This is a genomic window from Acidithiobacillus sp. AC3, from assembly GCF_050261095.1.
Classification (GTDB): Bacteria; Pseudomonadota; Gammaproteobacteria; order Acidithiobacillales; family Acidithiobacillaceae; genus Igneacidithiobacillus; species Igneacidithiobacillus copahuensis.
The window spans coordinates 533,695-548,982 of the sequence record NZ_CP189838.1 but is presented as its reverse complement, the minus strand read 5'-3'; the positions used below and the strand labels follow the sequence as shown (position 1 = coordinate 548,982).

General features: G+C 59.7%; 14 protein-coding genes and 1 tRNA gene. 6 read left to right on the top strand and 9 right to left on the bottom strand.

What is annotated here, in order from left to right:
* Nucleotides 1-5: 5 nt before the first annotated feature.
* From ACQAYK_RS02800 to ACQAYK_RS02785, 4 genes are all read right to left on the bottom strand, one after another.
* On the bottom strand, nt 6-1,757 hold the full coding sequence (locus tag ACQAYK_RS02800) for a peptidoglycan D,D-transpeptidase FtsI family protein (RefSeq protein ID WP_215870900.1): 1,752 nt from the start codon (nt 1,755-1,757) through the stop codon (nt 6-8).
* Nucleotides 1,754-1,939 carry a hypothetical protein gene (locus ACQAYK_RS02795; protein WP_215870899.1) on the bottom strand — a complete coding sequence of 62 codons (186 nt, stop codon included), beginning with the start codon at nt 1,937-1,939 and terminating at the stop codon, nt 1,754-1,756. Before ACQAYK_RS02795 ends, ACQAYK_RS02800 begins: the two co-directional genes overlap by 4 nt.
* 57 nt (nt 1,940-1,996) lie before the next feature.
* A tRNA-Pro gene (locus ACQAYK_RS02790) sits at nt 1,997-2,073 on the bottom strand.
* 5 nt (nt 2,074-2,078) lie between these two features.
* A complete protein-coding gene (locus tag ACQAYK_RS02785) occupies nt 2,079-3,047 on the bottom strand; it encodes a polyprenyl synthetase family protein (protein ID WP_215870898.1) in 969 nt (322 codons plus the stop codon).
* A gap of 146 nt (nt 3,048-3,193) precedes the next feature.
* On the opposite strand from ACQAYK_RS02785, the gene ACQAYK_RS02780 reads away from it, so the two are divergent.
* The 4 genes from ACQAYK_RS02780 to ACQAYK_RS02765 are packed head-to-tail and all read left to right on the top strand — an operon-like array spanning nt 3,194 to nt 8,995.
* On the top strand, nt 3,194-5,548 hold the full coding sequence (locus ACQAYK_RS02780) for a glycoside hydrolase family 15 protein (RefSeq protein ID WP_215870897.1): 2,355 nt from the start codon (nt 3,194-3,196) through the stop codon (nt 5,546-5,548).
* Entirely contained in the window at nt 5,545-6,330 is a 786-nt protein-coding gene (fabG, locus tag ACQAYK_RS02775; protein ID WP_215870896.1) for a 3-oxoacyl-ACP reductase FabG, read from the top strand. Before ACQAYK_RS02780 ends, fabG begins: the two co-directional genes overlap by 4 nt.
* Nucleotides 6,331-6,334: 4 nt before the next feature.
* Nucleotides 6,335-7,846, top strand: coding sequence for a GMC family oxidoreductase (locus ACQAYK_RS02770; RefSeq protein WP_215870895.1), 1,512 nt, complete (start codon nt 6,335-6,337; stop codon nt 7,844-7,846).
* Nucleotides 7,847-8,995: an MFS transporter gene (locus tag ACQAYK_RS02765; protein ID WP_215870894.1), complete on the top strand. Its 1,149-nt coding sequence runs from the start codon at nt 7,847-7,849 to the stop codon at nt 8,993-8,995.
* Nucleotides 8,996-9,024: 29 nt separating this feature from the next.
* Here ACQAYK_RS02765 and ACQAYK_RS02760 read toward each other — a convergent pair whose 3' ends face one another.
* Genes ACQAYK_RS02760 through ACQAYK_RS02750 form a run of 3 tightly spaced genes read right to left on the bottom strand, consistent with a single transcriptional unit; the run spans nt 9,025 to nt 11,155 of the window.
* Entirely contained in the window at nt 9,025-9,864 is an 840-nt protein-coding gene (locus ACQAYK_RS02760) for an SLAC1 family transporter (protein WP_483167797.1), read from the bottom strand.
* Nucleotides 9,827-10,162: a hypothetical protein gene (locus ACQAYK_RS02755; protein ID WP_483167796.1), complete on the bottom strand. Its 336-nt coding sequence runs from the start codon at nt 10,160-10,162 to the stop codon at nt 9,827-9,829. The genes ACQAYK_RS02760 and ACQAYK_RS02755 overlap by 38 nt, the downstream gene beginning before the upstream one ends.
* 57 nt (nt 10,163-10,219) lie before the next feature.
* Nucleotides 10,220-11,155, bottom strand: a complete 936-nt coding sequence (locus ACQAYK_RS02750; protein ID WP_215870892.1) for a sulfur oxygenase reductase family protein — start codon at nt 11,153-11,155, stop codon at nt 10,220-10,222.
* 359 nt (nt 11,156-11,514) lie between these two features.
* Between ACQAYK_RS02750 and ACQAYK_RS02745 the strand changes: the two genes are divergently transcribed.
* A complete protein-coding gene (locus ACQAYK_RS02745) occupies nt 11,515-13,221 on the top strand; it encodes a proline--tRNA ligase (protein ID WP_215870891.1) in 1,707 nt (568 codons plus the stop codon).
* Nucleotides 13,218-13,667, top strand: a complete 450-nt coding sequence (locus ACQAYK_RS02740; protein WP_215870890.1) for a universal stress protein — start codon at nt 13,218-13,220, stop codon at nt 13,665-13,667. The genes ACQAYK_RS02745 and ACQAYK_RS02740 overlap by 4 nt, the downstream gene beginning before the upstream one ends.
* On the opposite strand, the gene ACQAYK_RS02735 is transcribed toward ACQAYK_RS02740, so the two are convergent.
* Together ACQAYK_RS02735 and ACQAYK_RS02730 are read right to left on the bottom strand one after the other, a co-directional pair.
* Complete coding sequence (locus ACQAYK_RS02735; RefSeq protein ID WP_483167795.1) at nt 13,664-14,299, bottom strand: ABC-type transport auxiliary lipoprotein family protein; 636 nt, start codon at nt 14,297-14,299, stop codon at nt 13,664-13,666. The two genes, ACQAYK_RS02740 and ACQAYK_RS02735, sit on opposite strands and share 4 nt — an antisense overlap.
* Nucleotides 14,296-15,234: an MlaD family protein gene (locus ACQAYK_RS02730; RefSeq protein ID WP_483167794.1), complete on the bottom strand. Its 939-nt coding sequence runs from the start codon at nt 15,232-15,234 to the stop codon at nt 14,296-14,298. Before ACQAYK_RS02730 ends, ACQAYK_RS02735 begins: the two co-directional genes overlap by 4 nt.
* Between the last annotated feature and the right edge of the window lie 54 nt (nt 15,235-15,288).

The following is a 15,288-nucleotide window of genomic DNA, read 5'->3' as shown; positions in this document are numbered from 1 at the left end:
TTGTCTCAATTTCCGCCTCCTTCCGCCCAGATCTCTGCCTGCGCCTGCGTAATCTGGTTAGTGGCCGAGGTGCAAGGGTGCGTACCACACCAACGCGGTGCGATTCCCAGTTGCTGCAAGGCGTGGTGCATGGTCACGCGAAACACCGGTGCCGACTCCACACCACCAAAGTTCCAATACCGCGTGCTGCCGCGCAAGGATACCGCCATCACCAGATCGGGCGCAAAACCGGGGGCAAAACCGACAAAGGTAGCATTGGTCTTGTTCTTCTGGAAACCATCCTTGCCGTTGGCGAGGTTAGCGGTACCCGTCTTGCCCCCCACCGCGTAGCCGGGAATGGCGGCGAGAATACCGGTGCCATTGGCGCTACAGACACCCTCCAGCCAGTGGCGCAAGTGCCTGGCGATCCCCTCTGCCATGATGCGATCGCGACGGGCGGGTTGTCGGTCAATCAGGACCGGTTGCACATGTACGCCGCCATTGGCGATGGCGGCATAGCCCTCGGCCAGCTGCAGGGTCGTCACCGATACGCCGTAGCCCAGGGCGATGGTCGCATGGCGCGCCTTGTCCCAGGTGTTGGGCGGCGGCAGGACCCCACTGGTACCCCCGTCGAAGCCCAGGTCAGGGTCCTGCCCAAAGCCGGCCTTGCGGTACATGTCGTAGATAGCGTCCGGTGCGGTGCGCAAGGCGATCTTGGCCGCGCCAATGTCACTCGAATATTTGAGAATGTGAGCCACATCGAGTTCCTGGTGGACCACATCGTCACGCAAACAGAAACCCCCAATCGGCAGGCAATGCGATACGTTGAAGCTTTCGTCCGGCTGAATGCTGCCAGTAGCCAGTGCGGCAGCGACGACAAAGGGTTTCATCACCGACCCCGGCTCAAAGGCCTGATGCACTGCATTGTTCACGTAGTCGTCAGGACTGGCACAGCCATTTTGCATATTCGGATTGCAGGACGGCACGCTGACCATGGCGAGAATCTGGCCAGTGTGCACATTCATGACCACCGCCGAACCGTTCTCCGCGCCAAAGTGCTTCTGGGCGGCGCGCAAGGTCATATAGGCCCAGTACTGGATCTGCGGCTGAATGGTGAGGTGCAGGTCATGGCCGTTCTGCGCCGGCTGCGTCTGTAACACCCGCAGGATGTCACCCTTGCCATCCACCAGTACCTTTTCCCGCCCGGGCTTACCCTGCAACCAACTGTCAAAACCGCGTTCCAGTCCCGCCGCACCATGGTGATCCAGATGCACCAGACCGAGCAGCGGAGTGGTTACCGAGCCCAGAGGATAGTAGCTGCGGCTGGTTTTTTCGACGTAGATACCAGGTACATGCAGCTTTTCCAATTCCTGGCCGAGCTGCGGATGCACTTGGCGCAGCAGATAGACAAACTGCGCCGACCCCCGCTGGAGGCGGGCTTCCAGATCACTTTCCGGAATCTGCAGTGCCTGGGCGACGGCTGGCCACTCTTTGCGGTAGTGCTGAAAGATTCGCGGATCGGCCCAGATGGTGACGGCCGGGACATTGACCGCCAGGGCCTGGCCGTTGGCGGCATAAATGATGCCGCGCTGGGCAGGCAGGGGACGCTCCTGCACATAGCGCATCTCACCCTGCCCGCGTAGCAGGTGTTTTTGCAGGAACTGTAATTCGGTATCGCGGCCCAACACCAGGGCCAGGCCGCCAAGGATGAGCAAAATCAGGAGACCGGCACGCCAGCCGGGAAGAGCCCGAAAGCGCGAACTGGGTTCCCGGCTCATGGCTTGCGCGGGCAGAGCGGATCGTTACAGGGGATAGCTGATCGCGGCGGAAAATAGCGCGCACAGCGGCGGCATTGCTGCAGATCCTGCATCTCTGGCTGTCCTGGCTGCAGATGCCTTGCCCGGCGCCAGCGCCACACGCCATAGGCAGCAATGGCAATCAGGATGAGATATTTCCACATCCGACCGGCGGTCTCCCCTATAGAAAAAACGCCTGCTATGCAAGCAGGCGCTGTTGTTGGTCGGGGCGAGAGGATTCGAACCTCCGACATCCGCCTCCCGAAGGCGGCGCTCTACCAGGCTGAGCCACGCCCCGATGCGTTAGTGGTCACGATGGACCGCAAAATCTGCCAAAAACTGCAGAGCTTCCTTCTCGGAACACTCTGGAAAATCCTGCAGGCAATCGTGTGCCTGACGGGCGATTTTTTCAGCAGAGCGCAAAGTGTATGCAATGGCGTCGGTCTTGGCAATGATTTCGAGCACCTGGGGGAGATGCTGACGCGTTTCATCGGCCAGAGCTGCACGAAGTATGGCCTGTTCCGCCGGGCTCGCCTCACGCATGGCATGGATGAAAGGCAAGGTGGCCTTGCCATCGGCCAGATCGTCACCGCGATTTTTGCCCATGCGTTCGGCAGCGGCCTCATAGTCCAAGGCATCATCCATGAGCTGGAAAGCCGTTCCCAGGAGTCGACCATATTCGGCCAGGGCATTTTCCTGCTCGACGGACACCCGATTGACAATGGCTGCCAGACGCGCGGCGGCCTCAAAAAGCTTGGCGGTCTTGGCGGCGATTACGGCATAGTAACTCTCGGGATCGAGGTCGGCATCGTTGGCGTTTTCCAGCTGCGCCACCTCGCCTTGCGCGATGACACTGGTGGCCTCGGCCATGGTTGCCATGATCCGCATGTCGCCATCCTTGACCATCATCTCGAAGGAGCGGGCATAGAGAAAATCGCCGACAAGAATCGCCGCGGCATTGCCCCAGATCTGATTGGCGGTGGCATTGCTGCGCCGCAATTCGGAACCATCCACCACATCGTCGTGCAACAGGGTGGCGGTGTGAATGAACTCCACGACCGCTGCCAGGGGAATGGGTCGGTCACTGCGATCTCCTCCCAGACGCGCCGCAAGCAGAAGGATTATCGGGCGTAGACGCTTACCGCCGGCATTGACGAGATAGGCCCCCATGGCAGGGATGGTGGGCACGCCAGATTGCAACTGTTCCTGGATGACACGGTTCACTGCCAGCATGTCGGCCTGGACGAGCTCTTTTACGCCAGCAAAATCCATTCTGTGCTCTCTCCCGCTATGGCGCGAATCCTATGAACCGCGCAAATTCTGGCGATTGTCGGTAGCCGGGCGCTTCTTTGTCAAGGCGATTTCCATCTTCGTACCCTATACTTGTATGCAACGTTACCCGGGAAGGAGTGTAGCCGATGTCTCATGCACCATCGCCCAGCTGGCGCCACCCCGTCTGGGCCACTGCCCAGAAAAGTTGCGTTGGCGTTGCTCCCAATAACAGCCGCGTGTGGTTTACCGTAGGGCGGGGAATCCTGACGGAGGTTTTCTACCCCCGCATCGATATCCCGCAGATTCGCGATCTGGGCTTCATCATTGCCGACGATCAAGGCTTTTGGGTGGAGATCAAAACCCTGGCCAACGACGAATTTCAACTCGAAGATCCGCAAATTCCACTACCCCGAATCACCCACCATCATGAACGCTTCACCTTCTCCCTGCGCATCTGTCCCGATCCACGTCGCGACGTCCTGCTGCTGGAATACTCCCTGGAAGGTGACGAGAAACTCCGCCCGTATCTGCTCTGTGCCGCCCGCCTGGGAGGGGACGCCACCCAAAATCAAGCTTGGTGTGGCAGCTGGGAGGGTCGTGAGTTGCTTTGGGCCGAACAGGGCCCCTTTGGCCTGGCCCTGCTCTGCCAGAACCAAGAGGGGTTACCGGGCTATTTCCGTCGCTCCGTGGGTGAGGTCGGCGCGAGCGATCTCTGGCAGGACTTCCATCAGAATGGTCGTATGCTTTGGGAATACGACAGCGCCGGGCCCGGCGAGGTGGCATTATCCGGTGAATTGCCACGCCAGGGGCATCTGGCGCTAGGTCTCGGCAGCAGTAAAGAAGCGGCCGCCACCAATGCCTGGGCCTCGCTCGTCTGTGGCTTCGCGCAAATTGCCGAGGAATATCAGACGGCCTGGCGCAACTGGCATCGTCAGCATCCCCTACCGCGCAGCTTCGCTCGTAAGATTCCCGAGGATCTGCATACCCTTTATGCCCGCTCGGTCAATGTCCTCAAAGTACACGAGGATCACACCTTCCCCGGTGCCCGTGTGGCGAGTCTTTCCGTGCCCTGGGGCGAGGCCAGCGACAGCCGCGGCGGGTATCACTTGGTCTGGTCTCGCGATCTGGTGGAAAGTGCCGGCGCTTTGGTAGCCATCGGTGCCCTGGGCGAGGCTCGCCAGGTATTGGCCTACCTGATCAGCACCCAGCAGGCCGACGGGCATTGGCTGCAGAATCAGTGGCTAGGCGGCAAACCCTTCTGGCAAGGGATTCAGCTCGATGAGGCCGGCTTCCCCGTGTTGCTCGCCAGTCTGCTTCGGGAACGCGAGGCCTTGCAAGACATGGCGGTCACCGACATGATCCAGCGCGCCCTGCAATTCATCGTCTGCGAAGGGCCGGTTACCGGCCAGGATCGCTGGGAAGAAGATGGTGGCATCAATGCATTTACCCTCGCCGTCGCCATCGCTGCACTGGTCGAGGGGGCGTCCTTTCTGGAAGGCAAGGCGGCGGCGTGCGCCCTGATGCTCGCAGACTATTGGAATGTCCATCTGGAAGAATGGACCTTTGCGCGTGGTACCGATCTCGCCCGGCGTTTTCAGGTATCGGGGTACTTCATGCGCATGGCTCCAGCCGACGTCCTCACTCAGGACGGGGCCAAGGATGAATGGCTACTGATCAAGAACCGCGCTCAGGATCCGCACTGGTCCGCCGACGAACAGGTGGCAACGGACTTCTTACAATTGGTGCGCTATGGTTTACGTGCCGCCGACGATCCGCATATTCAGGATTCGGTCAAGGTCATGGATGGCCTGCTCAAGAGCGACACCCCCAGCGGTCCGGTCTGGCACCGCTACAACGGCGATGGCTACGGCGAGCACCGCGACGGCAGCCCTTTCGACGGTACCGGCATCGGGCGCGGCTGGCCGCTGCTCACCGGCGAGCGCGGCCATTATGCCCTCGCTGCCGGGGAAGATCCGCTGCCCTACCTGCGCGCCATGGCGGCCATGACCGGCGCGGGCGGTCTGTTACCGGAACAGATCTGGGAAAGTGATCCGATCCCCGAAAAGGGGCTGTTTCCCGGTAAGCCCAGCGGCTCCGCCATGCCCCTGTGCTGGACCCACGGCGAGTTTCTCAAGCTCTGCCACAGCACGATCAAAGGGCATGCCGTGGATCGTCCAGCGCAGACCTGGAAACGTTACGCGGGCAAAAAGCCGGAACTGGACTACCGCATCTGGCGCCTGCGCCATCGGCCACGCGAATTGCTGGCCGGGCAAGAGCTGCGAATTCTCCTGGCCGCGCCCTTCCAAATTCACTGGGGCATCGATGGCTGGCAGAAGGTACAGGATCTCGATGCCGAAGACTGGGGTCTGGGATACCTGGCCTGCCTGCCTACCCGCAAATTACGCCCCGGGCGGAGCCTACAGTTCGCCTTGTATTGGCCAGACAGCCAGAGTTGGCAAGGAGAAGACTTTTCCGTGCAGATTATTGGAGGTGCGACATGATCAGTATCGACCTGGCCGGTAGAACGGCCTTGGTGACGGGGGGCAGCGGCGGATTGGGGCGTGCCATGAGCGAGACCCTAGCTGCGGCCGGGGCAGAGGTGGCGGTGCACTACCGCAAAGGACAGGAAGAGGCCGAAGCCGTGGTACGCAACATCGAGAAAGCGGGGGGCAAGGCTCGGGCCTTTGCCGCCGATATTTCCGACCCGGAGGCAGTGGAACAGCTCCTGAGCAACGTCGAACGCGCGTTTGGCGGCTTGGATATCCTGATCAACAATGCGGGGATGGATGGCCCCCATGCCCTGGTAGGGGACGACGACCCGCAGGCATGGGAAAAAGTCATCGCGGTGGATTTGCTGGGTCCCTATTACTGTGCCCGCGCCGCCATCTCCCGAATGGAGAAGAAAAAACACGGCGTGATTGTCAACGTCACCTCGGTACATGAATTCATTCCCTGGGAGGGCTACAGCGCCTATACCAGTGCCAAGGCGGGCCTGTCGATGTTCACCAAGACCCTGGCCCAGGAAACTGCCGACAAGGGCATTCGGGTGGTCGCCCTCGCCCCCGGCGCCATCAAGACCCCTATCAATCAGTCGGTCTGGGACGATCCAGAATCCCTCAAAGACCTCGACAAAAAAATCTCCATGGGTCGCTTGGGCAAACCCGAAGAGGTTGCCGCAGTCGTGGCCTTTCTGGCGAGCGATCTGGCCAGTTACATCACCGGCACCACCCTCGCCGTGGATGGCGGCATGCTGATCTATCCCGATTTTCGCCACGGCGGCTGAACCCATGGACGCCGACGTCCTCATCGTCGGCAGCGGCGCTGGTGGCGGTACCCTCGCTCGCGCCCTGGCCGACAGCGGTTTGCGCATCCTGATTCTCGAGCGTGGTGATTACCTGCCGCGCGAATGGGGCAACTGGGACCCACAAACGGTCTTTGCAAGTTACCGCTACCATACCGAAGAAACCTGGGGGGATGGCAACGGCCAGCCTTTCCATCCGGTGACGGGCTACCACGTGGGTGGTAATACCAAATTTTACGGCGCGGCCATCCTGCGGCGGCGTCCCACGGATTTCCAGGAGCGTCGCCATGTCGACGGGGTGACACCGGCGTGGCCCATTCGGTACGAAGATCTGGCGCCTCATTACGATACTGCCGAGCACTGGTACTTCGCCCATGGCGCGGCCGGGAGCGACCCTACCGAGGGACCCCGTGGCCCCTATCCATTTCCCCCCATGCCCCACGAGGAAGACGTAGCGCTGGTCGATACGGCCTTACGCGCCCAAGGATATCATCCTTTCCCCCTACCGCTGGCGTTGCACCGCTTGGAAGACGACCCTGCGCAGAGTCCTTGTGTGCGCTGTCCCGCCTGTGACGGCTTTCCCTGTCTCGTTCATGCCAAGGGCGACGCCGAGCTCTGTGGGGTACGACCGGCTCTGCAACACGCCAATGTCACCCTGCTTCGCAACGAGCGAGTACGCAGGATCCTTCTTGCAGAGGACGGCAGACGGGTATCCGGGGTGGAGACCGATCAGCACCGCTACCATGCCCGTCTCGTAGTCCTGGCGGCGGGTGCGGTCAATAGCGCTGCCCTGCTCCTGGCCTCCCGCAGCGAGACTTTTCCCAACGGCATCGCCAACCGTAGTGATCAGGTTGGACGCAACTATATGTGTCACCTCAACAGCGCCTGCATGGCGATCAAGATCACCCGCGAGAACCGCAGTATCTTTCAAAAAACCCTGGCCCTGAATGATTTTTACGAAGACTCTGGCGATCCCGATTACCCCTATCCCCTTGGCCATATCCAGGGCCTTGGTAAGGTGACACCAGCCCTTCTGCATGCGCAACGTCCGCGCTGGCCAATTCCCATGACCGCCTGGGCGGCCAGTCATTCTGTCGACTGGTGGCTGACGACAGAGGATCTGCCAAGCCCCGAAAACCGCGTCACCCTGGATGAACGCGGCGGCATCCAGCTGCATTGGCAACCCAAAAATCGTGAGAGCCATCGTCGCCTCTGCGCAAAATGGCAAGACATTCTGCAGAAGATCGGCTTTTCCCTGGTGTTCTTTCAGTCCATGGATATCTCCGCTACCGCCCACCAGGTGGGAACCTGCCGCTTTGGCGATGATCCGCAGACGAGTGTTCTCGATCGTAACTGCAAGGCCCATGATCTCGACAATTTATATGTGGTTGATGCGAGCTTCATGCCTTCCATCAGCGCGGTGAACCCCTCTCTCACCATCATGGCCAACGCCATCCGCGTAGCCAGCGTTCTGCGCGAACGACTGCGGAGCAGCTGAGTGAAAAAGGGCACGACAGCGGTATTTGCGGCGGGGTTTCTGCAGGGTTCGGCCTTCGTCCTGATCCCGGCGCTGGGGAGTATCCTGCGCAGCGCGCCGTACAACATGAGCAATAGTACCTATGGCATGTTGTATTTTCCGGAGATCATTGGTGCCGTCATCGCCGCTCTCGCCGCCGGGAGCATCCATAGGCGCCTCGGTGCGCATGGACTCTTTCGCATTGGCATCTTGAGCAACACGATCGCCATGGGACTGCTGGTCCTTGCCTACTTCAGCGGGCATGGTTCCGTAGTTTTTCTGCTGCTCGCCGAAACACTGCTTCTTGGCGTCGGTTTTGGTCTGACCAACGCTGCCATCAACCGAGCTTCTACCCTGATCTTTGCCGGTAGCGCCACGGCGGCCGTCACCCTCCTGAATGCCGTGATTGGCGGCGCCACGGCAGTTTCTCCCATGCTCCTGCATCTGTCCTCCAGCTGGCTGACCTGGGTACTGTGGCCCGCGGTCATCCTCCTGCTCTGGCTGCTGGTCTTGCTCCTGCCCCAGGCCCAGGAAGAACAACAGGGGCAAGAGATCGGTGGCTTGCGCGCCTGGAAAAAGTCCATGATCCCCTTTGCTGCCGCAGTCCTCATCTACGCCATCTGCGAGGGTAGCTTTGGCAGTTGGGCGAATATTCTGGTCAGCGTCGATCATCATTTGCCGCGGGCAACGGGTGCTGCAGCCCTGTCCCTGTTCTGGGGCGGCGAGACCGTCGCGCGCTTTGTCCTCGGATCCATTCCCGACCGCTGGCTTTCGCGACGCTGGGTCTATCGTGCCGTACCCTTGGGAATGGCTGCCTGCTTTCTGATCATTCCGCAGTTGCAAAGCGGCGAATCTCTGCTCTTGTTCTTTACCTTGGCGGGAATAGCCTGTGGCGTCTATTACCCCTATAGCATGGCGTTTGGGGTTGCCCGTCATGGCGAGGAGGGAACACAAATGGCAGGGCTACTGGTGGGGGCATTGATGGTGGGTGAGGGCATTGGCTCGACCGGACTGGGGCCACTGCAATCCTTATTGTCTCTCAACCAGATTTATCAGTTCTCCGCTTTGTGGGCCATTCCCCTGCTCTGGCTGGCTTGGCGCAACAGCACGGGACAGAACCCAGCGCACTAGAAAAATCGAATTTTTGTGCCAATCGACAGTCAACGTATCTCCTTGGCGAAATAGCCCGCTGTGACTCTGCGCCATAGCTCCCAGAAAATACTGGCAAACCAGAAGAGTAACGCGAAAGATCCAGCCACAATCCCCAAGCAGTGGAACGCGGGGATCGAAAGGATGGATGCCGACTGCAGGCAACTCAGCGCGAATACCGATGTGGAGAACGTGGGAGGCCAGGCAACAGGATTGCGGAAGGCGCAGTCACGGAACAGAAAAATGGCGCTGCGAAAGGCTATTGGAAAGAACAGAACGATGGCGAGAATTTCCGCCAGTAGCATCAGCATGGCGAGCGCATGGTGTGCCACAGGGGTCAAATCCTGCCAGGCCCACGCATGCCCCAGAGCCAGGGCGGCGAATCCGGCACAGCCCATGGCGATCCACCAGGGGGCCTGCGGTACGCCATGCAAGCGAAAGCGACGGATGCGCAGGGCTGCCAGGAACGCGATGGCAACATATAGAATCCCACCCAGTAGGGCACCGGCAACGACGACAAGGTTCCAATCGCTTTGCGTCGATGCGAGGACATCTCCAGTAGCAACACCGGCTCCCAAGATCGCTGCCGGCACCAGAAACCATGCACCACTCACCCGTTCCAGCGAAATCCCGAAGCGGTATACAGCCAGGAAGAATGGTGCGGCGCAAAGAAGTACCAGCAGCCAACTGAGAGCGAGCAGGAATTCTGCCAAGCCCAGCAATGCAGTCATGCCTTCCACATGCGCAAAAAAAGCCATCCCCGAGCTTACTACCGCCAAGCCAAGGGGAATGGTGTGGGCGCCGACGTACTGATCAGCTGACCTGCCGGCAAAGTGGGGGATCTGTGGCATCGACAGGAATCGACGCCGGAGCCAAAACCAAGCTAATGGGATGTACACTGCCTGCAGGCAGGCAGGCCAAGGTGAGCAAGGTTGCGGCCAGCAGCCAATAATTAGCCGCTGCTGCTACGCTTGCCGTTCCGCCGGTGGCCATGACCACCGCGTAGGGCATTGCTGTCGGTTTGCAGTCGGCTTTTCTTTTCACAAAAAGTCTCGCAAATTCCGTAGCGTTGCATACAGCAGAAAAAGAGCGAACGCTCCGAAAACCGACTTCTTTCTCATCACCAATCCGTGGCACTACATCCATCAACGACTGATCCGCCCAGAAGAGGGGCGAACCAGTCTGGTAAACTACCTCATCTCCCCATTATTTTACCAGCTTTTTCCGCCACTGCCCTTGCTCCATCATCGGCGCGAAAATCTGGTAATAGGGGCCCTTGTCGAGGTGTGCCAATACACCATCGTTGTGAATCTGACGGCACTCATAGTCGAGCATCGCGTGGGCGATGCCCATGTGCGCCGCCTCTGGCGATTCCCACTCCATGTGCACTAGATATTGCACTGGAGTTTGCCCAGGAATTGGTGGCGTACTGGGGATCGCGCTGCCGCGATTGGTATTATATTTTGGCGGATTGGCTCCCAGGGTTGCCTTCAACATTCCTTGCGGATCGAGCTGGAAGGAACCAATGGCCGAAACACCGAATTGCTTTAGAATCATCCAACCAATCATTCCGGGGACGTTCTCTTTGAACCAGCTGAGCGTACGCTCTGCCCCCTCCTCAAACGCCGTTTCATGCCCATCCATGACCCAATGGTCACCAATCGCAATGGCCCGTTTGGCAGCCAGCGCTACCTTGGGAACAGCCTCTTGCTTGGCAAAGGCTCCGCCCAAGGCAGCGGGAACATCGGTCATGGCAATGATCGGTGGCAAATCCGAACGGACGATTTCATAGTATGGCTCCCACGGCCCCTCGATCACCATGTCCAGACAATCACCGCAAAGCTCATAAATTTCCTTGAAATTATCATGATGCATTTCTTCGTGGGATTTTACGTCTTTCCATACGGTGTACTGAAACATGCCAATAGGATTGAGCGTCTCGTGCATATCGATAGCACCGCCGCCGTAGCGCCCCGCCATGGGATGGATTCCCGTTTGCAGCAATTGTTCAAAGCCCAGGAATCCGGGGTGGGATGCCGTGGTAATGCAAACTTTCGGCCCAACTTTCATCATCGTCTGATAGCTTTCCGGACGATTGGCAACTTTTGACTGATTGATGGCAATAATAGGGTTATTACTCATTCCTCATCTTCTCCTTTTTCCGTTGCAAGACAAAAATTATGACCCATCAAATAAGACAAAGTTCAAATATTGTAGAAAAATCTAATTTGAGATAAATACATACAAATAAATGGACAAAAAATTGCAAAAAAAACTCGCCGATTACGCCATAGAAGAAAGTAAATTTCGCTGATATACACCCGCCAAAAAACTGCTGCCGCGTGATCACCGGCGCGCTCCACGGCGCAGCAGCGAAATCATGCGACCTACCCGACGCACGGCGCGCGGGGACATGGATTACCCCATAGCGCGCCCTCCCCCTTTTGCGTGACCCTGACTTTGCCTACACTGCACCATCTTTCTGTAGTCATGGATCGGGTATGCGCGCCAGTCAATTCTTTCTTCCCACCCTCAAGGAAACCCCAGCGGAAGCCGAGCTCATCAGCCATCAGCTGCTGCTGCGCGGCGGTTTCATCCGCCGCCTCGCTTCGGGCCTCTACACTTGGCTGCCGCTGGGCCTGCGCGTACTACGTAAGGTAGAGGGGGTAGTGCGTGAGGAGATGGAACGCGCTGGTGCTCAGGAAGTGCTGATGCCGGTAGTACAACCGGCAGAGCTGTGGCAGGAGTCGGGGCGCTGGGAGCTCTATGGCCCCGAGCTGTTGCGCCTGAAAGATCGCCATCAACGTGATTTCTGCCTGGGACCGACCCACGAGGAGGTGATCAGCGATCTGGCGCGGCGGGAGATCCGCTCCTATCGACAACTACCGCTGAACCTGTATCAAGTGCAGACAAAGTTCCGCGATGAGATTCGTCCGCGCTTTGGACTCATGCGTGCACGCGAGTTCATCATGAAAGATGCCTATTCGTTTCACATCGATCAGGATTCCCTGAGGGCCACCTATCAGGAGATGTACGACGCCTACCGCAACATCTTTACGCGCCTGGGCTTGGAATTTCGCGCCGTCGATGCCGATACCGGGGCCATCGGTGGCAAGGCCTCCCATGAATTCCATGTGTTGGCGGATTCCGGAGAAGATGCCATCGTGCATTGCTCGGCCTGCGACTACGCCGCCAATCAGGAGCTGGCCCGTAGCCGCCCGCTGCTGGACAGCAGCGATCCCCTTCTGCCTGCCGAGCAACGGGCTACTCCGGGGATTCGCACGGTAGAAGATCAGGCGAAGGTGCTCGGCATAAGTCCCGCTCAGGTGGTCAAGAGCCTTCTGGTCTTTGCCGATGACAAACCCACGCTGCTTCTGCTGCGGGGAGATGACGAGCTGAACCTGATCAAGGCGGCACGTGTGCTGGATGCGGACACCCTACGCCTAGCCAGCGCCGAAGAGACCCGGGAGCTGCTCGGCGTGCCCTTTGGCTTTCTCGGCCCCAAGGACTTGCCGGCCCCCCTGCCCATCGTCGCGGACCAGCGGGTTCTCGTCCTGCGCAATTTCAGTACGGGCGCCAACATTGGCGGACAGCACTGGCTGCATCTCAATTGGGAACGCGATCTGCCGCGCCCCCAAGCAGCGGATCTGCGTAACGTTCAGGTAGGGGATGCCTGTCCGCACTGTGCCACGGGTAGTCTAGGCATTCGCCGCGGCATTGAGGTGGGACACGTTTTTCAGCTGGGCACCCGCTACAGCGAGAAGCTGGGCGTGCGCGTCCTCAATGAGGCCGGGAAAGAGCAGGTCGTGCTCATGGGCTGCTATGGCATTGGTGTATCGCGCATCGTCGCTGCCGCTGTCGAGCAGAATTTTGACGAACGTGGCATCTGCTGGCCAGCCACCATGGCGCCCTTTGACGTTGGCATCGTCGCCATCCAGGCCAAGAAATCGCCGACAGTGCTGGCGGCCGCCGAAGCGATGATGGCGCGGCTCGAGGCAAAAGGACTGCAGGTCTTCCTCGATGACCGCGACGAACGTCCGGGGGTACAGTTTGCTACCATGGACCTGATTGGCCTGCCCCATCGCTTGGTCATCAGCGAAAAGACTCTGGCGCAGAATCTGTGGGAATATCGCGGCCGCCGCGACAGTGAAAATCACCTGATCAGCGAAGCAGAGGTGCTGAGCATCCTGCAAGGAGAACCCAGATGAGCTATCACAAAATCCTTGTCGCCGTCGATTTCAGCGGCATGGCCGGCACGGTCCTTGCGCACGCAGGCGAGGAGGCGCGCCTGCATCAGGCCGAGCTCACCTTGCTGCACATCCTTGATACCCAGATCATGGACCTGCAGCTTCCGGAGGAGCTGTTACCGAGTTCTCTGGAGATGATGCAGCGCCTGCGTTCGCTGGCGCAGGAACGACTGGATGCCCTGCAGAAATCTACCGTCGTTCCAAGCCATGGTGTACTTCTCGAGAAAGCGGGTGGCATTGGCAGGAATATCTGCGAATACGCGGCGGAAGGGACTCATGACCTGATCGTCATCGGCAGTCAGGAGCAAGGGGCGATTGGTCGCCTACTATTGGGTTCTGTGGCCAGTGCCGTGGTCCATCACGCGCACTGTCCGGTACTGGTGGTCAAGGCTCCTGCAGCCGCTTAGTCTGCGGCGAGACTGTGTTGCGCCGCCCAGTCGCCGATCTCCGCCACCAGCTCCTGAGCGGCCCGGTTCATGGCAGTGGCACCCGCAGCGGGTCCAGCACTCGGCAAGGGCGCCTGGACGGCAAAGCTTTTCTGCGCCAGAACGCGATAGCCCTGGGCGGCCAGCAGGGTCGCGGTACAGGAGATCTGCGCCGCGCCCGCCGTGGCATTGCTATAGTGCACCGTAAAATCTTGCAGCCCCAATTGCAGTAGCAAGACCGGACGGCCCGCCTGCGTCGGCCCCAGGACGGCGCGCCAGTCGCCCTGCTGTCGCAGACGTTGGCTCAGTAACACGGTCAGCATCTGGCCCGGCGCCGCCGCCCAGCGCGCATCGTTGTACGGCCGCAGGGCCTGGGGATTGGCATAGCGCAAGCGGTAGAGGTACTCCTCGCCCGCCAGCCAGCTCGGCGCCGTGACGGCTTCCAGACGCAACACGCCGGCCTGGTGTTGCCCCGCGGGCTGCGTATCCGGCGCAGCGGTCAAGGCATACGGCTGCTGCCACGCCGGCGCACTGGCACAGGCCGCCAGGGCCAAGCTTGCCGACGCCAGTGCAGTACCCACGAGAACGCGCCAGAAATTTGCCTTTCCCTTCATGGATTCCCCCCAGCAAAGCCCGACTGTCCCGGTCCGGGCGGCGGTGCTCCACGCCCATACAAGAGGGATTGCGGGTTTTGCCGCAATTCACGACTCAGGTTGCCCAGGTCCTGACTGCTTTGCAGTAGACTCTGCGTCAGGGCATTGAGCTGCGGGAGCGTCTGATCATTGAGGACGGCGACACTCTGCTGACCGGAACTCGCCAACTGGTGCAAGGCAACACTGGTGCCGTTGAGCTGTTGCAGAGGTGCCTTGGCGGCAAGTGCCAGATCATCCAGGTGACGCACGAGTTGCTGACTGGACTGCATGGTCGAACGTGTCGCGGCGATGGTCGACGGCAACTCCCGCAGAGCTGGCTGTAAAGCGGCCTCCAGCTCGGCCAGCTCAGCGCTGGCTTGGTCCAAGTGCCGCAAGGTCGCCGTAAAGTGCTTGCGGTTCTCCTCATCGAGGAGGTCGTTCATGCGAAAAGCCAATTCATTGCCCTGCTTGACCAAGGATTCGCCACTGCGGGACAGCACCTGAATGAAACTCGGATGCATCGGAATGTCGGGAGCCTGTCCTGGCGCATGCGCTAGCGGAGAAAAATCCGTGCCGGCATCGTTGAGCGACAAATAGCTCAGTCCCGTCACCCCCTGCGGTGCCAGCTCGGCAAAGGTCGCTTTGGTGATCGGAGTATTGGCGTCGATACTGACCTGCACCTGCACCATACGCGGATTGCGGGGATCGAAACCAATGGACTTCACCTCGCCCACGCGCACGCCTTTGAAACGCACCGGCGCTTGCACCGTAAGACCCGTCACACTGTACGGGGAGATGACATTGTAAAGCTTGCCGACCGGCGCCGAATGGTGCATCCAGAGTCCGGCCACCGCGAGTGCTACCCCCAACACGACAACGAAGACCAAGGCAATCAAAGCGTGCGCCCGACTTTCCAATGATCGACTCCCGGAAAAATTGACTTGCCCTAGGCGGCATGCCTAAATGTAGCA

Coding starts and splice junctions, on each gene's coding strand:
- ACQAYK_RS02780 (WP_215870897.1), top strand. CDS start 3,194: ATGTCTCATGCACCATCGCCCAGCTGGCGCCACCCCGTCTGGGCCACT.
- ACQAYK_RS02800 (WP_215870900.1), bottom strand. CDS start 1,757: ATGAGCCGGGAACCCAGTTCGCGCTTTCGGGCTCTTCCCGGCTGGCGT.
- fabG (WP_215870896.1), top strand. CDS start 5,545: ATGATCAGTATCGACCTGGCCGGTAGAACGGCCTTGGTGACGGGGGGC.
- ACQAYK_RS02750 (WP_215870892.1), bottom strand. CDS start 11,155: ATGAGTAATAACCCTATTATTGCCATCAATCAGTCAAAAGTTGCCAAT.
- ACQAYK_RS02740 (WP_215870890.1), top strand. CDS start 13,218: ATGAGCTATCACAAAATCCTTGTCGCCGTCGATTTCAGCGGCATGGCC.
- ACQAYK_RS02735 (WP_483167795.1), bottom strand. CDS start 14,299: ATGAAGGGAAAGGCAAATTTCTGGCGCGTTCTCGTGGGTACTGCACTG.
- ACQAYK_RS02745 (WP_215870891.1), top strand. CDS start 11,515: ATGCGCGCCAGTCAATTCTTTCTTCCCACCCTCAAGGAAACCCCAGCG.
- ACQAYK_RS02795 (WP_215870899.1), bottom strand. CDS start 1,939: ATGTGGAAATATCTCATCCTGATTGCCATTGCTGCCTATGGCGTGTGG.
- ACQAYK_RS02770 (WP_215870895.1), top strand. CDS start 6,335: ATGGACGCCGACGTCCTCATCGTCGGCAGCGGCGCTGGTGGCGGTACC.
- ACQAYK_RS02760 (WP_483167797.1), bottom strand. CDS start 9,864: ATGCCACAGATCCCCCACTTTGCCGGCAGGTCAGCTGATCAGTACGTC.
- ACQAYK_RS02785 (WP_215870898.1), bottom strand. CDS start 3,047: ATGGATTTTGCTGGCGTAAAAGAGCTCGTCCAGGCCGACATGCTGGCA.